Genomic DNA, 18256 nt, shown 5'->3' on the forward strand with positions numbered 1-18256 from the left:
TCTGGCGCTGCGGGCCAGAGCGGTATCGACGTTATGCAATCATGCTGATGATCAACACGATAATCAGACCAACCACGGAGTTCACCAGCTCCAGCAGACCCCAGGTTTTCAGCGTATCCTTCACCGACAGGTCAAAGTAGCCTTTGAACAGCCAGAACGAGGCGTCGTTGATATGGGTCAGGGTGTTGGAGCCTGCCGCCGTCGCCAGTACCAGCAACGCCGGATCGACGCCCACCAGTTGACCGGTTGCCGGGTCGAGAATGGCTGCGCTGATAATCCCCGCCGCCGTCATGGCTGAGACCACGCCCTGACCGGTTGCCAGACGAATAAGCACGGTTATCAACCACGCCATGATGTACGGAGAAATATTGCCGTGCGACATCAGCATACCGATGGTATCGCCAATGCCGGTATCAATAATGGTCTGCTTCAGTACGCCGCCCGCGCCGATGATCAGGATCACCATGGCGATGCTTTTTACCGCGTTTTCAAAGGCGTTCATCACCCACTGCATGTCGTGACCACGCGCGGTACCAAACAGCACGAAGGCGACAATCATGGCGATAAACATCGCAATTGGCGAGGAGCCTAAGAAGTTGACCACTTCCCACGCCTGCGTTCCTTTCACCAGCCAGATGTTGGCGATGGTGGTGGAGATCATGATGATCGCCGGGATCAGCGGAACCAGAATAGAGATGCCGAAAGACGGTAGATTGTTCTGGTCAACCGGTACGTCGGCCTTCATGAATGACGGCGTCGGGCGATCGAGGTTGCCGAGGAACTTCGGCAGGATAAGCCCGGCGCAGATCACGCTCGGAATAGTCACCAGAATACCGTAGATGTAGACCATACCCATGTCAGCGCCGTAGGCGTTAACCAGCGCGACCGGACCAGGCTGCGGTGGGAACAGAGAGTGGGCGGTGGTGGCGGCGGCAACGGCAGGAATCGCCAGCTTGAGGAACGGGATCTTCGCTTCTGCGGCAATGACGATCACCAGCGGCGCCAGCATAATAAACGCCACTTCATAGAACATCGCCAGGCCGAAAATCAGACCAATAATGATCACCGACAGCTGTACATAGCGCAGACCGAGTCGCGCCAGCAGCGTATGAGCAATCTGATGCGCCGCTCCGGAATCGACCATCAGCTTACCGATGACTGCCCCGAATACCACGATAATCGCCAACTCACCCAGCGTGCTGCCAAAGCCGGATTTCATGGTGTGCAGCAGCGCCATTAAGTCCATACCCGCCAGCATGCCGACCGAGAGCGCCGCCAGCAGCAGGGCGACCATCGAGTTTATTTTGAATCTTAGATTGAGCACCAGCATCAGACCGATGCCGAATACGACCCACAGAATATTGAGAACATGCATATAACGTCTACCTTTATTGGTTGAACTATTATGATTTTGGTTGAGATGTTATCTGCATTGGTTAACCATTGATGCGATGAATGTCACATTGCGTTACATGTTTACATCTTTACTGCGCTTCCTGGCCGCAAAATGGCGATCTAATCAGCAAAAATCGTGATTTGGTTAACCAATTCATTCCTTCAGGTTGACATGTCATACCAAAAGGAGGAATTTATGTGCCATATCGTCGAGTCCATAACGTAAATGAGGAATAAAAGATGGAACAGACATGGCGCTGGTATGGTCCTAACGATCCGGTCACCTTAGCGGATGTACGTCAGGCGGGTGCCACGGGCGTGGTCACCGCCTTGCACCATATCCCGAACGGGGAAGTGTGGACGGTTGATGAGATCCTAAAACGCAAAGCCATTATTGAGCAGGCGGGCCTGGTCTGGTCGGTCGTCGAAAGCGTACCGATCCACGAAGACATTAAAACCCGTTCTGGTAACTATCAGCAGTGGATCGCCAACTACCAGCAAAGCCTGCGTAACCTGGCCCAGTGTGGCATTCGTACCGTGTGCTACAACTTCATGCCGGTTCTCGACTGGACCCGTACCGACCTGGAATACGTCCTGCCGGACGGCTCCAAAGCGCTGCGTTTTGACCAGATTGAATTCGCCGCCTTTGAGCTGCACATCCTCAAACGCTCGGGCGCGGAAGCGGATTACACCGCCGAAGAGATTGCTCAGGCGAATGAACGCTTTGCCACCATGAGCGATGAAGACAAAGCGCGTCTGACCCGCAATATCATCGCCGGTCTGCCGGGCGCGGAAGAGGGCTATACGCTTGACCAGTTCCGCCAGCATCTTGCGCGTTATAAAGATATCGATAAAGCCGCACTGCGCGAGAACTTTGCCGTCTTCCTGAAAGCAATTATTCCTGTGGCGGAAGAAGCAGGCGTGCGGATGGCGGTACACCCGGACGATCCGCCGCGCCCAATCCTCGGCCTGCCGCGCATTGTTTCCACTGTGGAAGATATGCAATGGATGGTCGATACGGTCAACAGCATGGCGAACGGTTTTACCATGTGCACCGGCTCCTACGGCGTCCGGGCGGACAACGATCTGGTCGACATGATCAAACAGTTTGGCCCACGTATTTACTTCACCCACCTGCGCTCCACGCTGCGTGAAGATAACCCGAAAACCTTCCATGAAGCGGCGCATCTTAACGGCGACGTCGATATGTACGAAGTCGTGAAAGCGATCGTTGAGGAAGAGCAGCGCCGTAAAGCCGAGGGTAAAGAGGACCTGATCCCAATGCGTCCGGACCACGGCCATCAGATGCTTGACGATCTGAAAAAGAAAACCAACCCAGGCTACTCCGCGATTGGTCGCCTGAAAGGGCTGGCGGAAGTGCGTGGCGTTGAGATGGCTATCCAGCGCGCTTTCTTTAGCCGCTAAAGCGAGTTGCCGGCCACCTGTCTGGCCGGCTTTTTCTTTTCTCTTCCGTTGGTCATTCAACGGGTTCTGGAGTTCACGATGACAACGACAATTGCCAATAGCAACCTGCCGGTTGCTCGCCCTGCATGGGACTGCTCGCGCCTGCAATCCCGCATTGTTCACCTGGGATGCGGCGCATTTCACCGCGCGCACCAGGCGCTGTACACCCATCATCTGCTGGAAACCACCGACAGCGACTGGGGGATCTGTGAAGTTAACCTGATGCCGGGTAACGATCGCGTCCTGATTGAAAACCTGCGCAAACAGCAACTGCTGTATACCGTGGCGGAAAAAGGCGCGGACAACACCGTGCTGAAAGTGATTGGCTCGATGAAAGAAGCGTTGCACCCGGAGCTTGACGGTTGTGATGGTATTTTACAGGCTATGGCGCGCCCGCAGACGGCAATTGTCTCGCTGACGGTCACGGAGAAAGGCTACTGCACTGATGCTGCCAGCGGTCAGTTAGATCTCAATAACCCGCTGATTAAACACGATTTGGCGAATCCAGGCGCGCCAAAATCGGCGATTGGTTACATCGTACAGGCGCTGCATCTGCGTCGTGAGCAAGGGCTTGCGGCCTTTACCGTGATGTCCTGCGATAACGTGCGTGAAAATGGTCATGTGGCGAAAGTCGCGGTGCTGGGTCTGGCGCAGGCGCGCGACCCGCAGCTGGCGCAGTGGATTGAGGCTAATGCCACTTTCCCGTGCACCATGGTAGACCGCATTGTTCCGGCGGCGACGCCAGAAACGTTGCAAGAGATTGCCGACCAGTTGGGCGTGTACGATCCGTGTGCTATCGCCTGTGAGCCATTCCGTCAGTGGGTTATCGAAGATAACTTTGTTAACGGTCGCCCTGACTGGGATAATGTTGGTGCGCAGTTCGTTGCCGATGTGGTGCCGTTTGAAATGATGAAACTGCGTATGCTCAACGGCAGCCACTCTTTCCTCGCGTATTTGGGCTATCTCGGCGGCTATGAAACTATCGCTGATACCATGACAAATCCGGCGTACCGCAAAGCGGCGTTCGCGCTGATGATGCAGGAGCAAGCGCCGACGCTGTCGATGCCGGAAGGCACCGATCTTAACGCCTATGCGACGCTGCTCATTGAGCGTTTCAGCAACCCATCACTGCGTCACCGCACCTGGCAGATTGCGATGGACGGCAGCCAGAAATTGCCGCAGCGCCTGCTGGATCCGGTGCGTCTGCATCTGCAAAACGCCAGCGACTGGCGTCACCTGGCGCTGGGCGTGGCGGGCTGGATGCGCTACACCCGTGGCGTGGATGAACAGGGGCAGGCCATTGATGTTGTCGACCCCTTGCTGGCTGAGTTCCAGCGCATTAACCAACAGTTCCAGGGGGCCGAACGCGTGACGGCGCTGCTGGGGCTGAGCGGCATTTTTGGCCATGATCTGGCGGAACACGCTGATTTTGTTGAGACAATTATCGCGACGTATCAACAACTGTGTGAACACGGCGCACGCGAGTGCGTTGCGGCGTTAAGCGCTGACGCATAATCCCCGAAGTATGACGGGTCAATCAAAATGCTGATTTGGTTGACCCGTTTTCTGTTTTTGGCTTCCCGCAAATGCTATAGTTCAGGCGAAAAAACGTTTTTTGTAGGCTTGATAAGATGCGTCAGCGTCGCCATCAGCCAACGGCACAGGTGCCGGTTGGCAGCGCATGTGCCTTATCCGGCCTACGGATCTGAATTGACGCATCTGACGGACATAACACGATGAAATCGAACACTTCTCAACAAAGACCCTACCAGGAAGTGGGTGCAATGATCCGCGATCTGATTGTCCAGACGCCGTACCAGCCCGGGGAGCGTTTGCCGCCGGAACGTGAAATTGCTGAGATGCTCAATGTCACTCGCACGGTGGTTCGCGAAGCGTTAATTATGCTGGAAATTAAAGGTCTGGTGGACGTGCGTCGCGGCGCCGGGATCTACGTACTCGACAATGCAGATGCGCAGACCATCGACAGTACGGATGTCAATCATTGCAATGACGCGGGCCCGTTTGAGCTGCTGCAGGCGCGACAGCTGCTGGAAAGCAATATCGCCGAATTCGCCGCGCTGCAGGCTACGCGTGAAGATATCGTTAAAATGCGCCAGGCGTTACAGCTGGAAGAGCGGGAGCTGGCCTCCAGCGAAGCGAACGGTTCTGAAAGCGGCGACATGCAGTTCCATCTCGCCATAGCTGAAGCCACGCATAACAGCATGCTGGTGGAGCTGTTTCGCCAGTCATGGCAGTGGCGTGAAAACAACCCGATGTGGATCCAGCTCCATAGCCACCTTGACGATACCCATTACCGTAAAGAGTGGATGGGCGACCACAAACAGATCCTGGCGGCATTAATCAAAAAGGATGCCCGCGCAGCCAAGCTGGCAATGTGGCAGCATCTGGAAAACGTCAAACAGCGCCTGCTGGAGTTTTCAAATGTTGATGATATCGACTTTGATGGCTATCTGTTTGATTCCTGGCCGCTGGATAAAGTTAACGCCTGATTTTCCTTTCTCTCCCATGCGGGCTGTTGCAGCCCGCGCGACACTTTTCAGCACAAAAGCTTATTGCATAACAACGCTTTTTTCTCGTCATGAACGTCACGTAAAAAAAGCTTTCCATCACCTCAGATGATGATTTTTCCTCCGTCGTTACGCGGTGAAAATTGATTTATATCAATTAAGAACAACTTATTTTTGCATGCGAAAAAATGCATTGTTTACCTTATTTTTACCTTTCCGTGCTTATTTTTAGACAAAATGGGCCTGTGTTAAGTGAGAATCAAACTGATTTCCGCGGTGGTCAGAGCGAGGCAGCCCGGAATAACAGTGCATAAAAACAGGCGCTTCACGGAAATGTAGACATTAATAACGGCACGTAACTTATTGGCTGTAATGATGTTTTGATTTGAGGTCATGCTTATTGTCAATAGTTATGGCTTTTTTAATCAAATGAATAAAAGTGAATATATGTAAAGTTAAAATTACACATTATTCTATAATCAAGTTATCTTTCATTTGAAATGCTGTTCCAGTTTTTTGTCCGTTATTAACAGTTTCATTACTATTGTCACTGTATTTTGCCGTTGACATGTTTTTACACTGACTGCATATTTCATCGCCATAAGCGTGTTTGCGTTCAGGAGATGATAATGCCCTCTCGAGATTACCCCGATATTAGAAAGGCCAGGGGTACCCGTTCAAAAGATATGGTTCTTTTAAGTGCCCGTGTCGATACCTCTCTGTGGGAATATGTTCGTACGCTGGCATTTGAAACCCGTAAAAGTAAACAAGATATTATTGCCGAAGCAATAATGTTATATCGCTCTGTTAATGAGAGCGTAAACGAAGAATCCAAGTAATTACTCTCTGTTCGGGTTTTATTTAACCCCAAATGATATGTGTCTTGCCACTTTATTATTACCTTCATTGGTGTGTTAGAGGTTTTCCCCTTTTCCATAGGGGGCTTTTTTATGCGGGTATTCTGCCTTCATAACAAAGTTGATAGCAAAATTCACAATTAAAAGTGAGTAATAACATGAAAAAGTCAGCAATGGCATTAGCTGTAATGGTATTAGGGGTAACCTCCGTTCATGCAGCGGAAATTTATAATAAAGATGGCAACAAACTGGATCTGTACGGCAAAGTAAAAGCGGTCCATTCCTGGACTGGCGGCACCGATGCCGACGGTACATACGCGCGTCTGGGTTTTCGCGGTGAGACACAAATCAACGATCAACTGACCGGTTATGGCCAATTTGAAAGTCAGTTTGATGCCTCTAAAGCAGAAGGTTCTCAGAATGGCGTCAATACACGTCTGGCGTTTGCTGGCCTGGATTATGGCCATGACGTTAGCTTTGACTACGGTCGTAACTACGGTATCGCTTACGACGTGGGAGCTTACACTGACACTCTTTCAGAGTTCGGCGGCGACTCCTTTGAAGATGCTGACCGCTTCCTTACTTCACGTACTTCTGGCGTTGCAACACTCCGCACCAAAAATCTCTTTGGAGCCGTTGATGGTCTGAACATTGGTGCGCAATACCAGGGTAAAGGTGATGCCAACTCGGAAGACCCGACAAAACCTAATTTGACTAAGCAGCACGGTAACGGCTACGGCTTCTCCCTGGGCTATGACAACATTGCGGATTCCGGCGTGTCTGCTATTGCGACCTACACAAATAGTTCAATCACAGCAGCCCAAAAGAAAGGCAATAAAGACGCTAAATGGGATGGCGAAAACGCAGAGTTCTGGGGCGCGGGTCTGAAATATGATGCTAATGCCATCTACGTCGCGACTATGTACGGCGAGTCCCACAACCTGATTCAGAAGGCGGATAAAGCTGAGCACTTTGAAGCAATGGCTGCGTATGTGTTTGATTTTGGTCTGCGTCCGAACGTGGGTTACGTTCACGCGCGTGACAACAACAATAATGACCTGACTGAATACGTAGCGTTTGGCACGGATTACTACTTCAACAAAAACATCGTGGCTGATGTGGGTTACAAAATTAACCTGCTCGACGGCAAAGACGACGACAACAAGGTTGTTGCGGGTCTGACCTATCAGTTCTAGGTTTTTGTACTGATATGCAAAAGGCGTCTTAGTTAAGACGCCTTTTTTACCTCTGCCGTGTTTAAACTGGCTGACTCTCTTTCACCTGTACACCGCTAAACAGCCATTGCCAGATGCCCACTTTTACCCATGCGACCACGCAGAGAATCAGGTAAAAAAGTGGATTATGCGTAATGGTAACGTACATGACCTCCATTAAATCCACATGCAAATTTCCGGCAATTGCCATATTGATAACAAAAATTGAGGCTACCGCGCTGGCCAGTAAAATAAATACGGCCTGAAGCTGGGTTATCTCTGGTAACCTGCCAGAGGCCCATTGCCATAAAAATGTTGTTGTTAACAGGAATATAAGAAACAATCCTAACGCGCCAAACAGGCCAAAGTCTTTATAATCCTTTAGCGTGCCAATTAAACCCACCAAAATAATTAACCCCAGTAGTATTTTTTTAAACCATGACATGTACTTTTCCCGAAGATAGTGTTGATGCTGAGTTAATATGTCCATTTTTACGCATTTTAAATTGAGTTTATAAATGAACAGCCGGGGATTATAAATTGTCTGGCGGGTAATTGCCGATTATTTGTGGTTTATTAAATGTTGACATTTGATTGCGGACTAATCCTAAGATACCTGTTTATAAGGTTGTCGATTATACCCTTTTGGGGGAGGCGAAATGCTGTTTGTATAATTGTGTGAGGCTAATCAGTGCCGCAATAAACAAGGCGACGGCACCGCATAGCGTGGCATTAACGATCGCTTGAGCGCCGCTTCCCAGCAGGCTGGTTAATAGCGGTCCGAGTATTTGCCCAATGCCGTAAGTCAGGGTGACCAGGCCCAGCAGATTAATATTGCGCGGTACGCTAAGTTGACGGGCGAGCGGCATGACCAGCGAAGTGGTCCCCATAAACGTTGCGCCAAAACCCACGCTGCTTATCACCAGCAGCGGCAAGGAGTCGCTGGCGAGCGTCATGACCACGCAGGCACTTTGGATCAGTAAATTCGCCGTCAGGCATTGCAATACCCCCCAGCGTCGGGCAGCCCACAGCCAGGCGAAACAACCCGGAATAATCGATATGCCGACCAACGACCAGAGATGGGCCGTCAGCAGCGGCGACCCGGCACTTTTCGCCATCAGTGGCAGGTATGTAGCGACAATGATGTAGCCAAATCCGGCCAACCCATACAGTAGCGCCAGCAGCCACCAGGACATAGGCTGATGCTCTGTTTTTACCGGTGTGGCGGCGGGAAGCGCATGGTCGCGAGATGGCAGGAGCATAACGAGTAGCACAAAGAACAGCGCGGAGGCTGCCGCTGCCCCCAGCCAGAGCGTGTGTGATGACAGCGCAAAATGCAGACCGCTGATGACATATTCATTGCCCAGCAAAATGCCTGCGCCAACGCCGGAGAACAATGCGGCGATCACGAAGGGATGCCGGGTATGATGCAGGACGATCATCGAACCAAAAATCATCATACCGGCACTGGCGACGCCTGCCAGAAAACGGATCAGCATCACCAGCGTGGGCTGCTTAACGCTTGCCATTGCCAGAATCAACCCTGCGGTAGCGAGCGCAGAAGTTAACAACATCGGGCGTAAACGTGAGGGAAGATGGAAGAGCCCGAAGGAGAAGAGCAGGCTTCCCGCCAGATATCCGGCGTAGTTGGCGCTGGCAATCCAGGAGAGCTGGTCAAACGTAAACTGACCTTCCGACAGCAGTACCGGGAGCATCGGCGTATACAGAAAGCGTCCAATTCCCATGCCCAGCGTTAAGACCAGCATGCCAAAGAGCGCGACGCTGATGGCATGACGATTTGAATCGGGGCTTCCCTGGGACATACGGACTCTCATTTCACGCTGTTAGTTTGATAATTGTTATATTACATGTGCAAATGATAAGAAAAGTAAAATAAAAATGGGCGTTTTACTTTCTCCTTAAAAATTCGCCAGCGTCAGCAGGGAAGGAATTTGCGACAACAGATATAACACCAGCCCAATAGAACCGCCGACCAGCGTGCCGTTGATGCGGATAAACTGTAAATCTTTGCCGATGTTTAGCTCAATTTGCTGCGACATATCGCGCGCATCCCAGCTTTTCACCGTGTCGCTGATGTGGCGCGTCAGGAAGGTGGCGAACTCCGGCGCAACTTTATACGCGGCCTGCTCCAGATGCCCATTCAGTGAGGCGCGCAGGGCGCTGTCGGCAACCAGTGTTTCGCCGAACCACTGTCCGGCGCTGGCGATGCGCTGCTTCACGCGCGAATCGTCAGCGTTAATGTCGGTTTTCACCCACTGGCGCAGGTCTGCCCACAGTTCGCCAAGATAACGGTTGAAGGCTTCGTCTTCCTTCAGATAGTTTTTCATGCTTTCGGCCCGCACGGCCATCTCCGGATCGTGTTTGAGCTTATCGATTAGCTTAAACGTGGCGCGATCGAAGGCGTGGCGGATCTGATGCGCCCGATCGTGGCTGATGTCATCCAGTAAGGAATTAACGGCATCAGACACCAGTTCGGCGCTGTGCTCGCCCAGCCATTCAGTCGGCAGGATCTTCGCTTTCAGCGGATGCTCGGTCTCCAGCCAGTGCACGATCTGTCGGGCGATAAACGCCCGCGAGCTGTCGCGCTGGAGCAGGGCGATAAGTTGGGCGATCAATGTGTCGAGCAACACCTGATGGCGATTGTTTTTGGTCATGCTTTCCAGCATCAGCGCGCTGGTACCGGAGAGATCGACCTTGTCGATGGCTTTGTGCACCGCCCGCTTGATCAGCCGCTGAATGCGGGCGTCGTCGGTGAGTTCGAGAAAACCGCTCATGATCTGCAGCAGATGCTGGCCAATTCGCTGGGCGTTTTCCGGCTGGCTGAACCAGTTACCGATCAACAACGCCGGTTCATGGCGGCGGATCAGGGCGATCAGGGACTGGGTGTCGAGAAATTTTTCCTGCACAAACTGACCAAGGTTCTCCCCGATCCGATCCTTATTGCGCGGGATAATCGCCGTATGTTGCGAGATGAACGGGATTGGTACCCGTCGAAAAAGCGCCACCACGGCGAACCAGTCCGCCAGCGCGCCGACCATCGCCGCTTCGGCGATCGCTTTGATCCCGAGCACCCAGAAGTTAGGCGGCAGAAACAGCGTGATGACGAAGGTAGCGGCGGCCATCAGCAGCAATGAGAGCGCCAGTCGCTTGGCGCGTTTGAGTTCAGCAATTTTATTCATAGGCTTAAGGATAGAGCCAGACGGGGGGATCGCGCAAAAAATGTGGAGCGCCTCCCATTTTCAGACGTGCAAAGCTTACTCTGGGATCCAGTTGTCCCAGGCGGGTAAGGGGCCGAGTTCCGCCACCAGAAAATCGATAAACGATCGCACCTTCGGATTGCTGTACTTACTGGGAAAATAGAGCGCATACAGGGCGTGGGTTTCGCAGGTGATGGTGCCGTCGAGCATCAGCGGCGTTATCTCTTCTTTTTGAATATGATCGCCAATCAGATAGGTGGGCAAATACGCCACTCCCTGATCTTCTAACACCGATTTCAGCAATACCAGACTGCTGTTGGCCTGGATAGGCATATGCAGTTTTAACTGATGCAGACGATCCTGTTCATCCGCCACCTTCAGCACCGGCGTGAGACCTGGGTAAACCAGGCAATCATGATTGACCAGATCGCTACGACGCTGGGGCATGCCTTTTTTGGCAAGGTAGCCGGGTGAGGCGCAGTACGCCCAGCGGACAGGCACCAGCTTGCGCATTGCGTAGTTCTGCGGTGGTGCGGTGGAGATTCGCAGGGCGATGTCGAAATCCGTTTCGTTCAGATTCACGAAGTTATCGTTGAGATCGATATACAGATTCACATCTGGGAACTGGGAACGATATTTATCCACCAGGTTCACCAGCCGGGAATAACCAAACGCAATTGAGCAGGTTATGCGTAATTCACCTTGCGGGCTGTGGTAATAACCGGAGGTGGTATTCAGCGTTTCATCGAATTCTTTCAAAAGCTTATTGGCGCGGTTAAAGAGATATTGCCCGGCATCGGTCAGGGTAATACTGCGGGTGGTACGTTTAATTAATGTCGTGCCTAACGTATCTTCCATTGCCGCCAGGCTTTTGCTGACCGCAGATGGCGAGACGTTGAGCTGCGCCGCGGCTTCTGACAATCCTCCGCAGTCGACGATTTTAATGAAAAACTCCAGATGCTTGAGTGAAATCGGCGTACTCATAGTTTCCTTTTATTCACAAGTGATTTGCAAAAACGGTACGAATAGGCCGTTACATTCGCGTTTTAAACATGTAACTATTGAATCACAGGAAACAACTTGCTGGCAAAATGAAAAAATAACAACTTAGGTGAGTTACGTCACAAAATAAAAGGAGGCGAAACGGAAACTCATCACATTGTGAATTTAATCTCATTAAATATTATTCTAAAGGTACCGATTATGTGGTCACGACTCGAACCCTACAGATCGTCGATTATTTTATTAGTTGCTCTGGTGATTGGCGGCTTATTAGGTATTTATGCCCCCTCGTTTGCAAGTAAACTCCAGCCAATCGGCCAGATATTCTTAAATCTGCTATTTATGATTATTGTGCCGCTGGTGGGGATCAGCGTCATGTCTTCGATCGCCAGTATGACCGACCTGAAAAGGCTGGGGCGCATTATGGCGATTATCTTTATTGTTTCGATCGCAATGGCCTTTATTCCGGCTGCCGGGATCGTTGCGCTGGCGCTATGGTATAACCCGGCGCAGGGCGTCACTATCGATCTTTCGCAGTCGGTGCAGGCGGGCAGCGGTAAGATGGATTTTGTCAGCATGATCACGACCAGCGACTTTATCGGACTGTTTTCTAAGTCCAATATTCTGGCGCTGATTGTGATGGCGATTATTGCTGGTGTGGCGATTGGTCAATCGGATCAGGCCGGTAAGCGTATTGCGTCGTTGCTGGAAGATGCCAATACCGTGATCATGAAGATCGTTTCGATCATTATGAAGGTCGCGCCGATTGGCCTAGGCTGCTATTTCGCTGCCACTATGGCCAGTCAGGACTCTGCACTGCTGCTGACCTTTGCTCGCGCCATCGGCCTGTTCATGGTGGCCACGCTGGTCTACTTTGTTTTTGGCTCGATTCTCTATTCGTATATTGGCGGCGGTATTCCGGCGGTCAAAGCCTTCTGGCGTAATGCGATTGAACCGTCTGCGACTGCGCTGGGGACTTGCTCTTCGCTGGGGACTCTCCCGGTGACGCTGCGTGCCGGTAAGGCGATGGGGATTAACCCGGAAATCGTTGATGTCTCCATTCCGCTACTGGTTAACCTGAACAAAGGTGGCGTGGCGATGATTGCCGCGCTGAAAATTGTCTTTATCTATTCCGTGCTGGGCATGGAGTTCACCACCGAGACCTTCTTCCTGACCATGCTGATTGCGGTGCTCTCCGCCATTATCGTCGGCGGCGTACCGGGCGGGGCATTCCTCGGTGAAATCTTTATCGTCACTACGCTGGGCCTGCCAATGGAAGCGATCCCGATGTTGGTAGTGCTGGGCACGATTACCGATGCGCCTGCCACACTGATTAACGTTATCCATGATTTGAATGCGGCGCAGATTGTTGAACGGTTCGCTGGAAAAAAGCAGACCAACACTGAAATAAACTCTACTGCTGCGGTGGTATAGGTTTCACACGGATTAAGAACAGGAGATGTTATGAAAGACGCAATGAAGCTTGAGACGCAATTGGTTGTTGCGGGTCGCGACAAACGCTACACCCAGGGAGCGGTGAATCCGGTTATCCAGCGCGCCTCTTCACTGGTGTTTGATACCGTGAAAGACAAAAAATTCGCCACCGCCAATCGCGCAAATGGCGAGCTGTTTTACGGTCGTCGCGGAACCTACACCCACTTTGCCTTCCAGAAGGCAATGAGCGAACTGGAAGGCGGCGTTGGCTGCGCGCTTTACCCGTGCGGCGCTGCGGCAGTGACCAATGCGATTCTGGCGTTTGTTCAGGGTGGCGATCATATTTTGATGACGGGCGCGGCCTACGAGCCAACCCAGGATTTTTGCAATAAGATCCTGAGTAAATTCAATGTGGAAACAACGTATTACGATCCGTTGATTGGTGCTGGTATCGTTGATCTTCTGCGTCCGGAAACGAAAGTTGTATTCCTCGAATCGCCAAGTTCGATCACCATGGAAGTCCAGGATGTACCGGGGATGGTGAAAGCTATCCGCGCGGTTAATCCGGAGATTGTCATTATGATCGACAACACCTGGGCGGCGGGTGTGCTGTTCAAAGCGCTGGAATATGGCGTGGATATTTCCATTCAGGCGGGAACGAAGTACACCATCGGTCATTCGGACGGCATGCTGGGCACGGCGGTGTCCAACGCGCGTTGTTGGGATCGTCTGCGCGAGAACTCCTATTTGATGGGGCAAACGCTGGATGCCGATACGGCCTACAACGGCAGCCGTGGATTGCGCACCCTGGCGGTACGTCTTAAGCAGCATCAGGAGAGCAGCATCCATATTGCCCGCTGGCTGTCGGCAAGGCCGGAAGTGGCGCGGGTGAATCATCCGGCATTACCGGAATGCCCGGGGCACGAGTATTTTCAGCGTGACTTTGCCGGAAGCTCAGGCCTGTTCTCGTTTGTGCTGAAAAAGAGACTGACCGACGAGCAGATGGCGAATTTCCTCGATAACTTCTCGCTGTTCCATATGGCCTATTCGTGGGGCGGATTTGAGTCGCTTATTCTGGCGAATCAGCCAGAAGAGCTGAACAGCATTCGCCCAGCCGGAGAGGTGGATTTCAGCGGCACCCTGGTCAGGGTGCATATTGGCCTTGAGGATATTGGCGACCTGATTGCCGATCTGGAAGCAGGGTTTGCGCGCATTGCTTAAGATAATGTGATGGTTGCCGGATGCGGCGCAGGCGCCTTATCCGGCCTATCACTACGACATAGGCCGGATAAGCGTCAGTGCCATCCGGCTGGTTAGTTTTCAGTGGCTAACGTTGTTGTTTCATGCTGGCGAACCCGCTTCAGTAAGCCTGCCAGGGTAAAGACGACAGCAATACCCGCCGCAACCGCCAGCAGATGAAACGAAATCCTGCCGCCGTTAAACCACAGCCAACGTCCGATTTCGACAGAAACCGCCATCACCGTCAGGATGACCATATTCAGCGACGCCGAGACCGTACCCTTCGGTAAGTTGTTGGAAAACAGCGTAAAGCGGAACAGCGTCGGAAAGATCATACCAATGCCAAACGCATACAGGCTGGTTCCCAGCACCGACCACAGCCAGACGTGCGGCCACAGCAAATTGCCGGCAATCAGCACCGCCAGTCCGCTCAGTTGAATGGGTGCCGCCCGCCAGATAAAGCGTGGCTGGGTTGGATCCTTCACAAAACGAACAACCACCATATTGGCGACGATCACCGCGCCAAAGACCGGTGCCTGCGCCCAGGCGAACTCTGATGTGCTCATACCGCCAGCGTCGATCAGGATCACCGGCGAGACCGCCACCCAGCTCATCATCGGGATATAGCTTAACGACAGCGTGGCTGCGCCAAACAAGAACACCCGGTTGCGGAAAACGTCGCGGAAATCACGCAGTACGCCGCGTGCACTGAACGGCACCGCGCCGCGCTTAACGGTTTCCGGCATTGCTAACGCTAGCCCTATCAGGGCGATAAACCCCATGGCGGCGATAATGGCAAACAGGACTTTCCAGTGTACAAAGTGCATCAGCGCTGCGCCGGAGAGCGGGCCGATAACCGGCGCAACCAGCACAATGGAGGTGATTATCGCCATTAACTTTATGGCCTTCGTTTGCCCAAAAGCTTCCTGCACCGTGACATAGCCAACGGTAGCGATAAAGCAGATGCTGGTGCCCTGTACAAATCGGGCGACCAGAAATTGCGTCATTGAGGTGGTCAATAGCGTGGCAGCGCAGGCGAGCGTAAAGATTAACCCCCCCGCAATCAGCACCGGTCGACGGCCAATCCGGTCGGAGAGCGGTCCCAGCAGCCATTGCAGCGCCATGCCGCCAGCCAGATAGAGGCTCACCGCAGCGGGGGCCAGGCTGACGTCGGCGTTGAAATCACGCACCACATTGATGATGCCTGGCTGGATCAGGTCCGTCGACAGATAAGCGGCGAAGTCATATAAAATCAACGCGACAGGAAAAAATAGCGTCGTGGTGCGTTGGGAGAAAAACGCGAGAATCCGTTGCATAAAACAGCTCCTTTTCGGGAGAAAACCCTCAACGGGAATAGCGAAATTCAATACCGTCTTTGAGACGTCAGACCGATGACAGAAAAAAGCAGACTGCAAATGTACTGAATTTCATGTAATCAAAAACGCTGCCTGCGCGAGGCGCAAACAGGAGAAACGTTTTCAGACTCGGGTCAGAAAACGTAACGATTACAGGTAACAATCAGCACATCGCACCTCGGGAAGAATTGGTTGAATGGATAATAGCCACCCAAAGTGTAATGCGGATTGGATATTAATTAAACGAGTTTATCCGCTTTATTTGCAGAAAATCGTCACGCTTATCAGAAAGTGACGCTCTGCAGAAAACGCAGCGCGATTGCACAACCGAAGACGATCAATACGCCGCCGGCGATACGCTCGATCCACAATATCCCTCTGGTTAACCGTCGCTGGATCTGCGGTAAGCCGATGAACATCACGATCAGCAGATCCCAGAACAACACCACGCTGGTCATCCAGATCCCGCTCATGGTTTGTTGCAGCAGCGTCACCGACGGGCCGAGCAGGGCGGTCATCAGCGCCAGATAGAACAGCGCATTTTTTGGGTTGAGCAGCGACGAGCCTAATCCCAGCAGCAGCTGTTTACCAAATCCTGGACAGGTAGACTGGGCGTCTGCTCCGGTCAGGGGTTGCGGGCGGCTGCGTATCAGCAGGCTGCCTATCCACAATAAATAGAGCGCGCCCAGCAGTTCGATAACCGTAAACAGCAGGGGAAGCTGGCGCAGGATCCCCCAACCAATAATCGCCAGCAGGATATACAGCCCGTTGCCGATGGCGATCCCCACACACAGCCCGGCGCTGCCGCGCATTCGGTAACGTACGGCGTAACCGACCAGTAAAAAGAAGTCCGGCCCTGGGCTGAGTAGTGCAACAAAATGCGCCAGCGCCAACGCGGGAAAAGCAGACGGAAAAAGTTCAGCAAGCAGCGACATAGCGACCTCAGAAAATGAAACAGAGATCAGCGTACGCCTGACGCAACGCTAATTATTGTCTGATATTGATCGTCCCAATGCGTACTGGCGTGGTGTGGCTGCTGTGTAGCGAACAAAGGTGCGATGGAAATGGCTCTGGTCGGCAAACCCGCTCTGATAGCCGACATCGACAATCTCGTCCCCGGCCCGTAGCCGCTGACGGGCATAGTCAATCCTCACGATGTTCAGATAATTTCCCGGCGTCAGCCCGGTGTCCTGCTTAAAGGTCCGAATCAGCGTCTCTTTACGCATGTGACACTCATTTGCCAGCTCATCCAGCGAGGGTGGGGAGAGCAAACTGGACTGCAACCGCTCGCGCAGATACTGGCTGGTGACGCTTAGGTTTTCCGGTGTTACCGACTGCAATGGCAGCGAGCGCAGCAATGCTTGTGCGGCATCAGTTATCTGCGTCGTTTGCCGTTGCGGCATGAGCGCCACAAGGTGCATGTAGCACTGGAATAATTGCGGATCGCGGATAACAGGAGTGCACGTGCTAAGCCGTTGATTGCTGTTCAGCGCAGGCAGATGGGTAAGACACCACCGGGCATCAAGATAAAGCATGTGATAGCTGCGAAATTTCCCGTTGACGGGATTACAGCTGTGAGGTGCCAGTGGTGGGATCACAATGAGATCGCCCACCTTCAGATGGTATTCCTTGTCATCGCACAGGCAGCAGGTTCCTCCCTCGAGAATTGCCCCAATCGAGAGCTGAGAGTGGTGATGGCGCTTATAGGCCTGCTGACTTTGCCAGGTGCTGCGAAGCTCCAGCCACGGCAGTTGCTCATCACGCCAGAACGATTGTGGAATATCTCGGGTATGCGTCACATCGTGTCCTCCATGAAAGTGATGATTTGTTATAGCACAGGCCCTGCGGTGAAAAAGCGGGAATGTGCATTGAAGTCGTGATTTTGCGTGATGCGTTCCAGACAAATGCAGACGTTACAAAGGGGCGTTTTTATCCCGGAAATCGCCTCGCAAAGAGAGAAAGTTACAGGTGAGGGTGTGGTTTACCAGCGCTACAGTCACGGCATCTTATTTCCAGGTGATGGATCGCCATGAACAAAGCACCGACTTCCACCCCGCATGATGCGGTCTTTAAAACCTTTTTGCGCCACCCTGAGACAGCTCGGGATTTTCTACAAATACATCTTCCCGCTTCGCTGCGCGACCTAATGGGGCTGGTCGAGCAAATTGTTTCCCTGCTACTTACCGGACTGACTAATGACAGCCAGAGAAAGACGCTGTTTAATTATATTTTACGAACTGGCGATGCGCCTCGATTCAGTGAGTTTATTCGTGAGGTTGCCGAACGTTCACCGCAGTATAAGGAGCATTTGATGACGATCGCCGACAGATTGCATGAGGCAGGGCTACAAAAAGGCAGGCTGGAAGGGTTACAAGAGGGGTTACAGGAAGGATGACAAGAAGGGCTTATAGAAGGACGACGTGATGAGGCGCTCCGTATTGCCCGCACCATGCTGGCAGACGGTATTGATATCTGCACGGTACAAAAAATTACCCGGCTTTCCGCAGAAGATATTCAGGGTTTAAGTCATTAGATATGACTTAAATCGTA

The 18256-nt window shown here is 52.4% G+C and carries 15 protein-coding genes and 1 pseudogene; 8 read left to right on the top strand and 8 right to left on the bottom strand.

Annotation, left to right across the window (positions count from 1 at the left end; genetic code table 11):
• Positions 1–31: 31 nt before the first annotated feature.
• Positions 32–1375, bottom strand: coding sequence for a gluconate permease GntP (gene gntP / locus B9P82_RS10925; protein ID WP_019078289.1), 1344 nt, complete (start codon positions 1373–1375; stop codon positions 32–34).
• A gap of 260 nt (positions 1376–1635) precedes the next feature.
• On the opposite strand from gntP, the gene uxuA reads away from it, so the two are divergent.
• The 5 genes from uxuA to B9P82_RS10950 all read left to right on the top strand — a co-directional run bounded on the left by uxuA (position 1636) and on the right by B9P82_RS10950 (position 7440).
• Positions 1636–2820 carry a mannonate dehydratase gene (gene uxuA, locus B9P82_RS10930; RefSeq protein ID WP_016151555.1) on the top strand — a complete coding sequence of 395 codons (1185 nt, stop codon included), beginning with the start codon at positions 1636–1638 and terminating at the stop codon, positions 2818–2820.
• 78 nt (positions 2821–2898) lie between these two features.
• Entirely contained in the window at positions 2899–4374 is a 1476-nt protein-coding gene (locus B9P82_RS10935) for a fructuronate reductase (protein ID WP_101700337.1), read from the top strand.
• A gap of 221 nt (positions 4375–4595) precedes the next feature.
• Positions 4596–5369: a Uxu operon transcriptional regulator gene (gene uxuR, locus B9P82_RS10940; RefSeq protein WP_029139754.1), complete on the top strand. Its 774-nt coding sequence runs from the start codon at positions 4596–4598 to the stop codon at positions 5367–5369.
• Between the two features lie 647 nt (positions 5370–6016).
• Positions 6017–6226 carry a hypothetical protein gene (locus tag B9P82_RS10945; RefSeq protein WP_016151558.1) on the top strand — a complete coding sequence of 70 codons (210 nt, stop codon included), beginning with the start codon at positions 6017–6019 and terminating at the stop codon, positions 6224–6226.
• A gap of 176 nt (positions 6227–6402) precedes the next feature.
• Positions 6403–7440, top strand: a complete 1038-nt coding sequence (locus B9P82_RS10950; protein WP_101700338.1) for a porin — start codon at positions 6403–6405, stop codon at positions 7438–7440.
• 61 nt (positions 7441–7501) lie between these two features.
• On the opposite strand, the gene B9P82_RS10955 is transcribed toward B9P82_RS10950, so the two are convergent.
• The 4 genes from B9P82_RS10955 to B9P82_RS10970 all read right to left on the bottom strand — a co-directional run bounded on the left by B9P82_RS10955 (position 7502) and on the right by B9P82_RS10970 (position 11660).
• Complete coding sequence (locus tag B9P82_RS10955) at positions 7502–7903, bottom strand: hypothetical protein (RefSeq protein ID WP_049269974.1); 402 nt, start codon at positions 7901–7903, stop codon at positions 7502–7504.
• Between the two features lie 190 nt (positions 7904–8093).
• Entirely contained in the window at positions 8094–9281 is a 1188-nt protein-coding gene (locus B9P82_RS10960; protein WP_101700339.1) for an MFS transporter, read from the bottom strand.
• 96 nt (positions 9282–9377) lie between these two features.
• On the bottom strand, positions 9378–10658 hold the full coding sequence (locus B9P82_RS10965; protein WP_095715655.1) for a DUF445 domain-containing protein: 1281 nt from the start codon (positions 10656–10658) through the stop codon (positions 9378–9380).
• A gap of 75 nt (positions 10659–10733) precedes the next feature.
• Positions 10734–11660 (bottom strand): LysR family transcriptional regulator, encoded by a 927-nt coding sequence (locus B9P82_RS10970; protein WP_016151563.1) that lies wholly within the window; start codon positions 11658–11660, stop codon positions 10734–10736.
• Positions 11661–11879: 219 nt separating this feature from the next.
• Between B9P82_RS10970 and B9P82_RS10975 the strand changes: the two genes are divergently transcribed.
• Together B9P82_RS10975 and metC are read left to right on the top strand one after the other, a co-directional pair.
• Positions 11880–13112: a dicarboxylate/amino acid:cation symporter gene (locus tag B9P82_RS10975; RefSeq protein ID WP_003019196.1), complete on the top strand. Its 1233-nt coding sequence runs from the start codon at positions 11880–11882 to the stop codon at positions 13110–13112.
• A gap of 30 nt (positions 13113–13142) precedes the next feature.
• Complete coding sequence (gene metC / locus B9P82_RS10980) at positions 13143–14333, top strand: cystathionine beta-lyase (protein ID WP_016155600.1); 1191 nt, start codon at positions 13143–13145, stop codon at positions 14331–14333.
• A 92-nt stretch (positions 14334–14425) separates the two neighbouring features.
• On the opposite strand, the gene mdtM is transcribed toward metC, so the two are convergent.
• From mdtM to B9P82_RS10995, 3 genes are all read right to left on the bottom strand, one after another.
• Positions 14426–15667 (bottom strand): multidrug efflux MFS transporter MdtM, encoded by a 1242-nt coding sequence (gene mdtM, locus B9P82_RS10985; RefSeq protein ID WP_101700340.1) that lies wholly within the window; start codon positions 15665–15667, stop codon positions 14426–14428.
• Positions 15668–15990: 323 nt separating this feature from the next.
• Entirely contained in the window at positions 15991–16641 is a 651-nt protein-coding gene (locus B9P82_RS10990; RefSeq protein ID WP_101700341.1) for a LysE family translocator, read from the bottom strand.
• Positions 16642–16689: 48 nt separating this feature from the next.
• A complete protein-coding gene (locus B9P82_RS10995) occupies positions 16690–17505 on the bottom strand; it encodes a helix-turn-helix transcriptional regulator (protein ID WP_101700342.1) in 816 nt (271 codons plus the stop codon).
• Positions 17506–17735: 230 nt separating this feature from the next.
• Here B9P82_RS10995 and B9P82_RS11005 point away from each other — a divergent pair.
• Positions 17736–18239 (top strand): annotated as a pseudogene (locus B9P82_RS11005) (Rpn family recombination-promoting nuclease/putative transposase).
• Positions 18240–18256: the final 17 nt, after the last annotated feature.

The sequence above is a fragment of the Citrobacter sp. L55 genome (assembly GCF_002850715.1).
GTDB classification, from domain to species: domain Bacteria; phylum Pseudomonadota; class Gammaproteobacteria; order Enterobacterales; family Enterobacteriaceae; genus Citrobacter; species Citrobacter braakii.

Excerpts from the sequence above, each read along its gene's own strand:
- B9P82_RS10965 (WP_095715655.1), bottom strand. The coding sequence starts at position 10,658 with ATGAATAAAATTGCTGAACTCAAACGCGCCAAGCGACTGGCGCTCTCA.
- B9P82_RS10970 (WP_016151563.1), bottom strand. The coding sequence starts at position 11,660 with ATGAGTACGCCGATTTCACTCAAGCATCTGGAGTTTTTCATTAAAATC.
- B9P82_RS10955 (WP_049269974.1), bottom strand. The coding sequence starts at position 7,903 with ATGTCATGGTTTAAAAAAATACTACTGGGGTTAATTATTTTGGTGGGT.
- B9P82_RS10960 (WP_101700339.1), bottom strand. The coding sequence starts at position 9,281 with ATGTCCCAGGGAAGCCCCGATTCAAATCGTCATGCCATCAGCGTCGCG.
- metC (WP_016155600.1), top strand. The coding sequence starts at position 13,143 with ATGAAAGACGCAATGAAGCTTGAGACGCAATTGGTTGTTGCGGGTCGC.
- B9P82_RS10950 (WP_101700338.1), top strand. The coding sequence starts at position 6,403 with ATGAAAAAGTCAGCAATGGCATTAGCTGTAATGGTATTAGGGGTAACC.
- B9P82_RS10990 (WP_101700341.1), bottom strand. The coding sequence starts at position 16,641 with ATGTCGCTGCTTGCTGAACTTTTTCCGTCTGCTTTTCCCGCGTTGGCG.
- uxuR (WP_029139754.1), top strand. The coding sequence starts at position 4,596 with ATGAAATCGAACACTTCTCAACAAAGACCCTACCAGGAAGTGGGTGCA.
- B9P82_RS10975 (WP_003019196.1), top strand. The coding sequence starts at position 11,880 with ATGTGGTCACGACTCGAACCCTACAGATCGTCGATTATTTTATTAGTT.
- gntP (WP_019078289.1), bottom strand. The coding sequence starts at position 1,375 with ATGCATGTTCTCAATATTCTGTGGGTCGTATTCGGCATCGGTCTGATG.
- B9P82_RS10945 (WP_016151558.1), top strand. The coding sequence starts at position 6,017 with ATGCCCTCTCGAGATTACCCCGATATTAGAAAGGCCAGGGGTACCCGT.
- mdtM (WP_101700340.1), bottom strand. The coding sequence starts at position 15,667 with ATGCAACGGATTCTCGCGTTTTTCTCCCAACGCACCACGACGCTATTT.
- uxuA (WP_016151555.1), top strand. The coding sequence starts at position 1,636 with ATGGAACAGACATGGCGCTGGTATGGTCCTAACGATCCGGTCACCTTA.
- B9P82_RS10935 (WP_101700337.1), top strand. The coding sequence starts at position 2,899 with ATGACAACGACAATTGCCAATAGCAACCTGCCGGTTGCTCGCCCTGCA.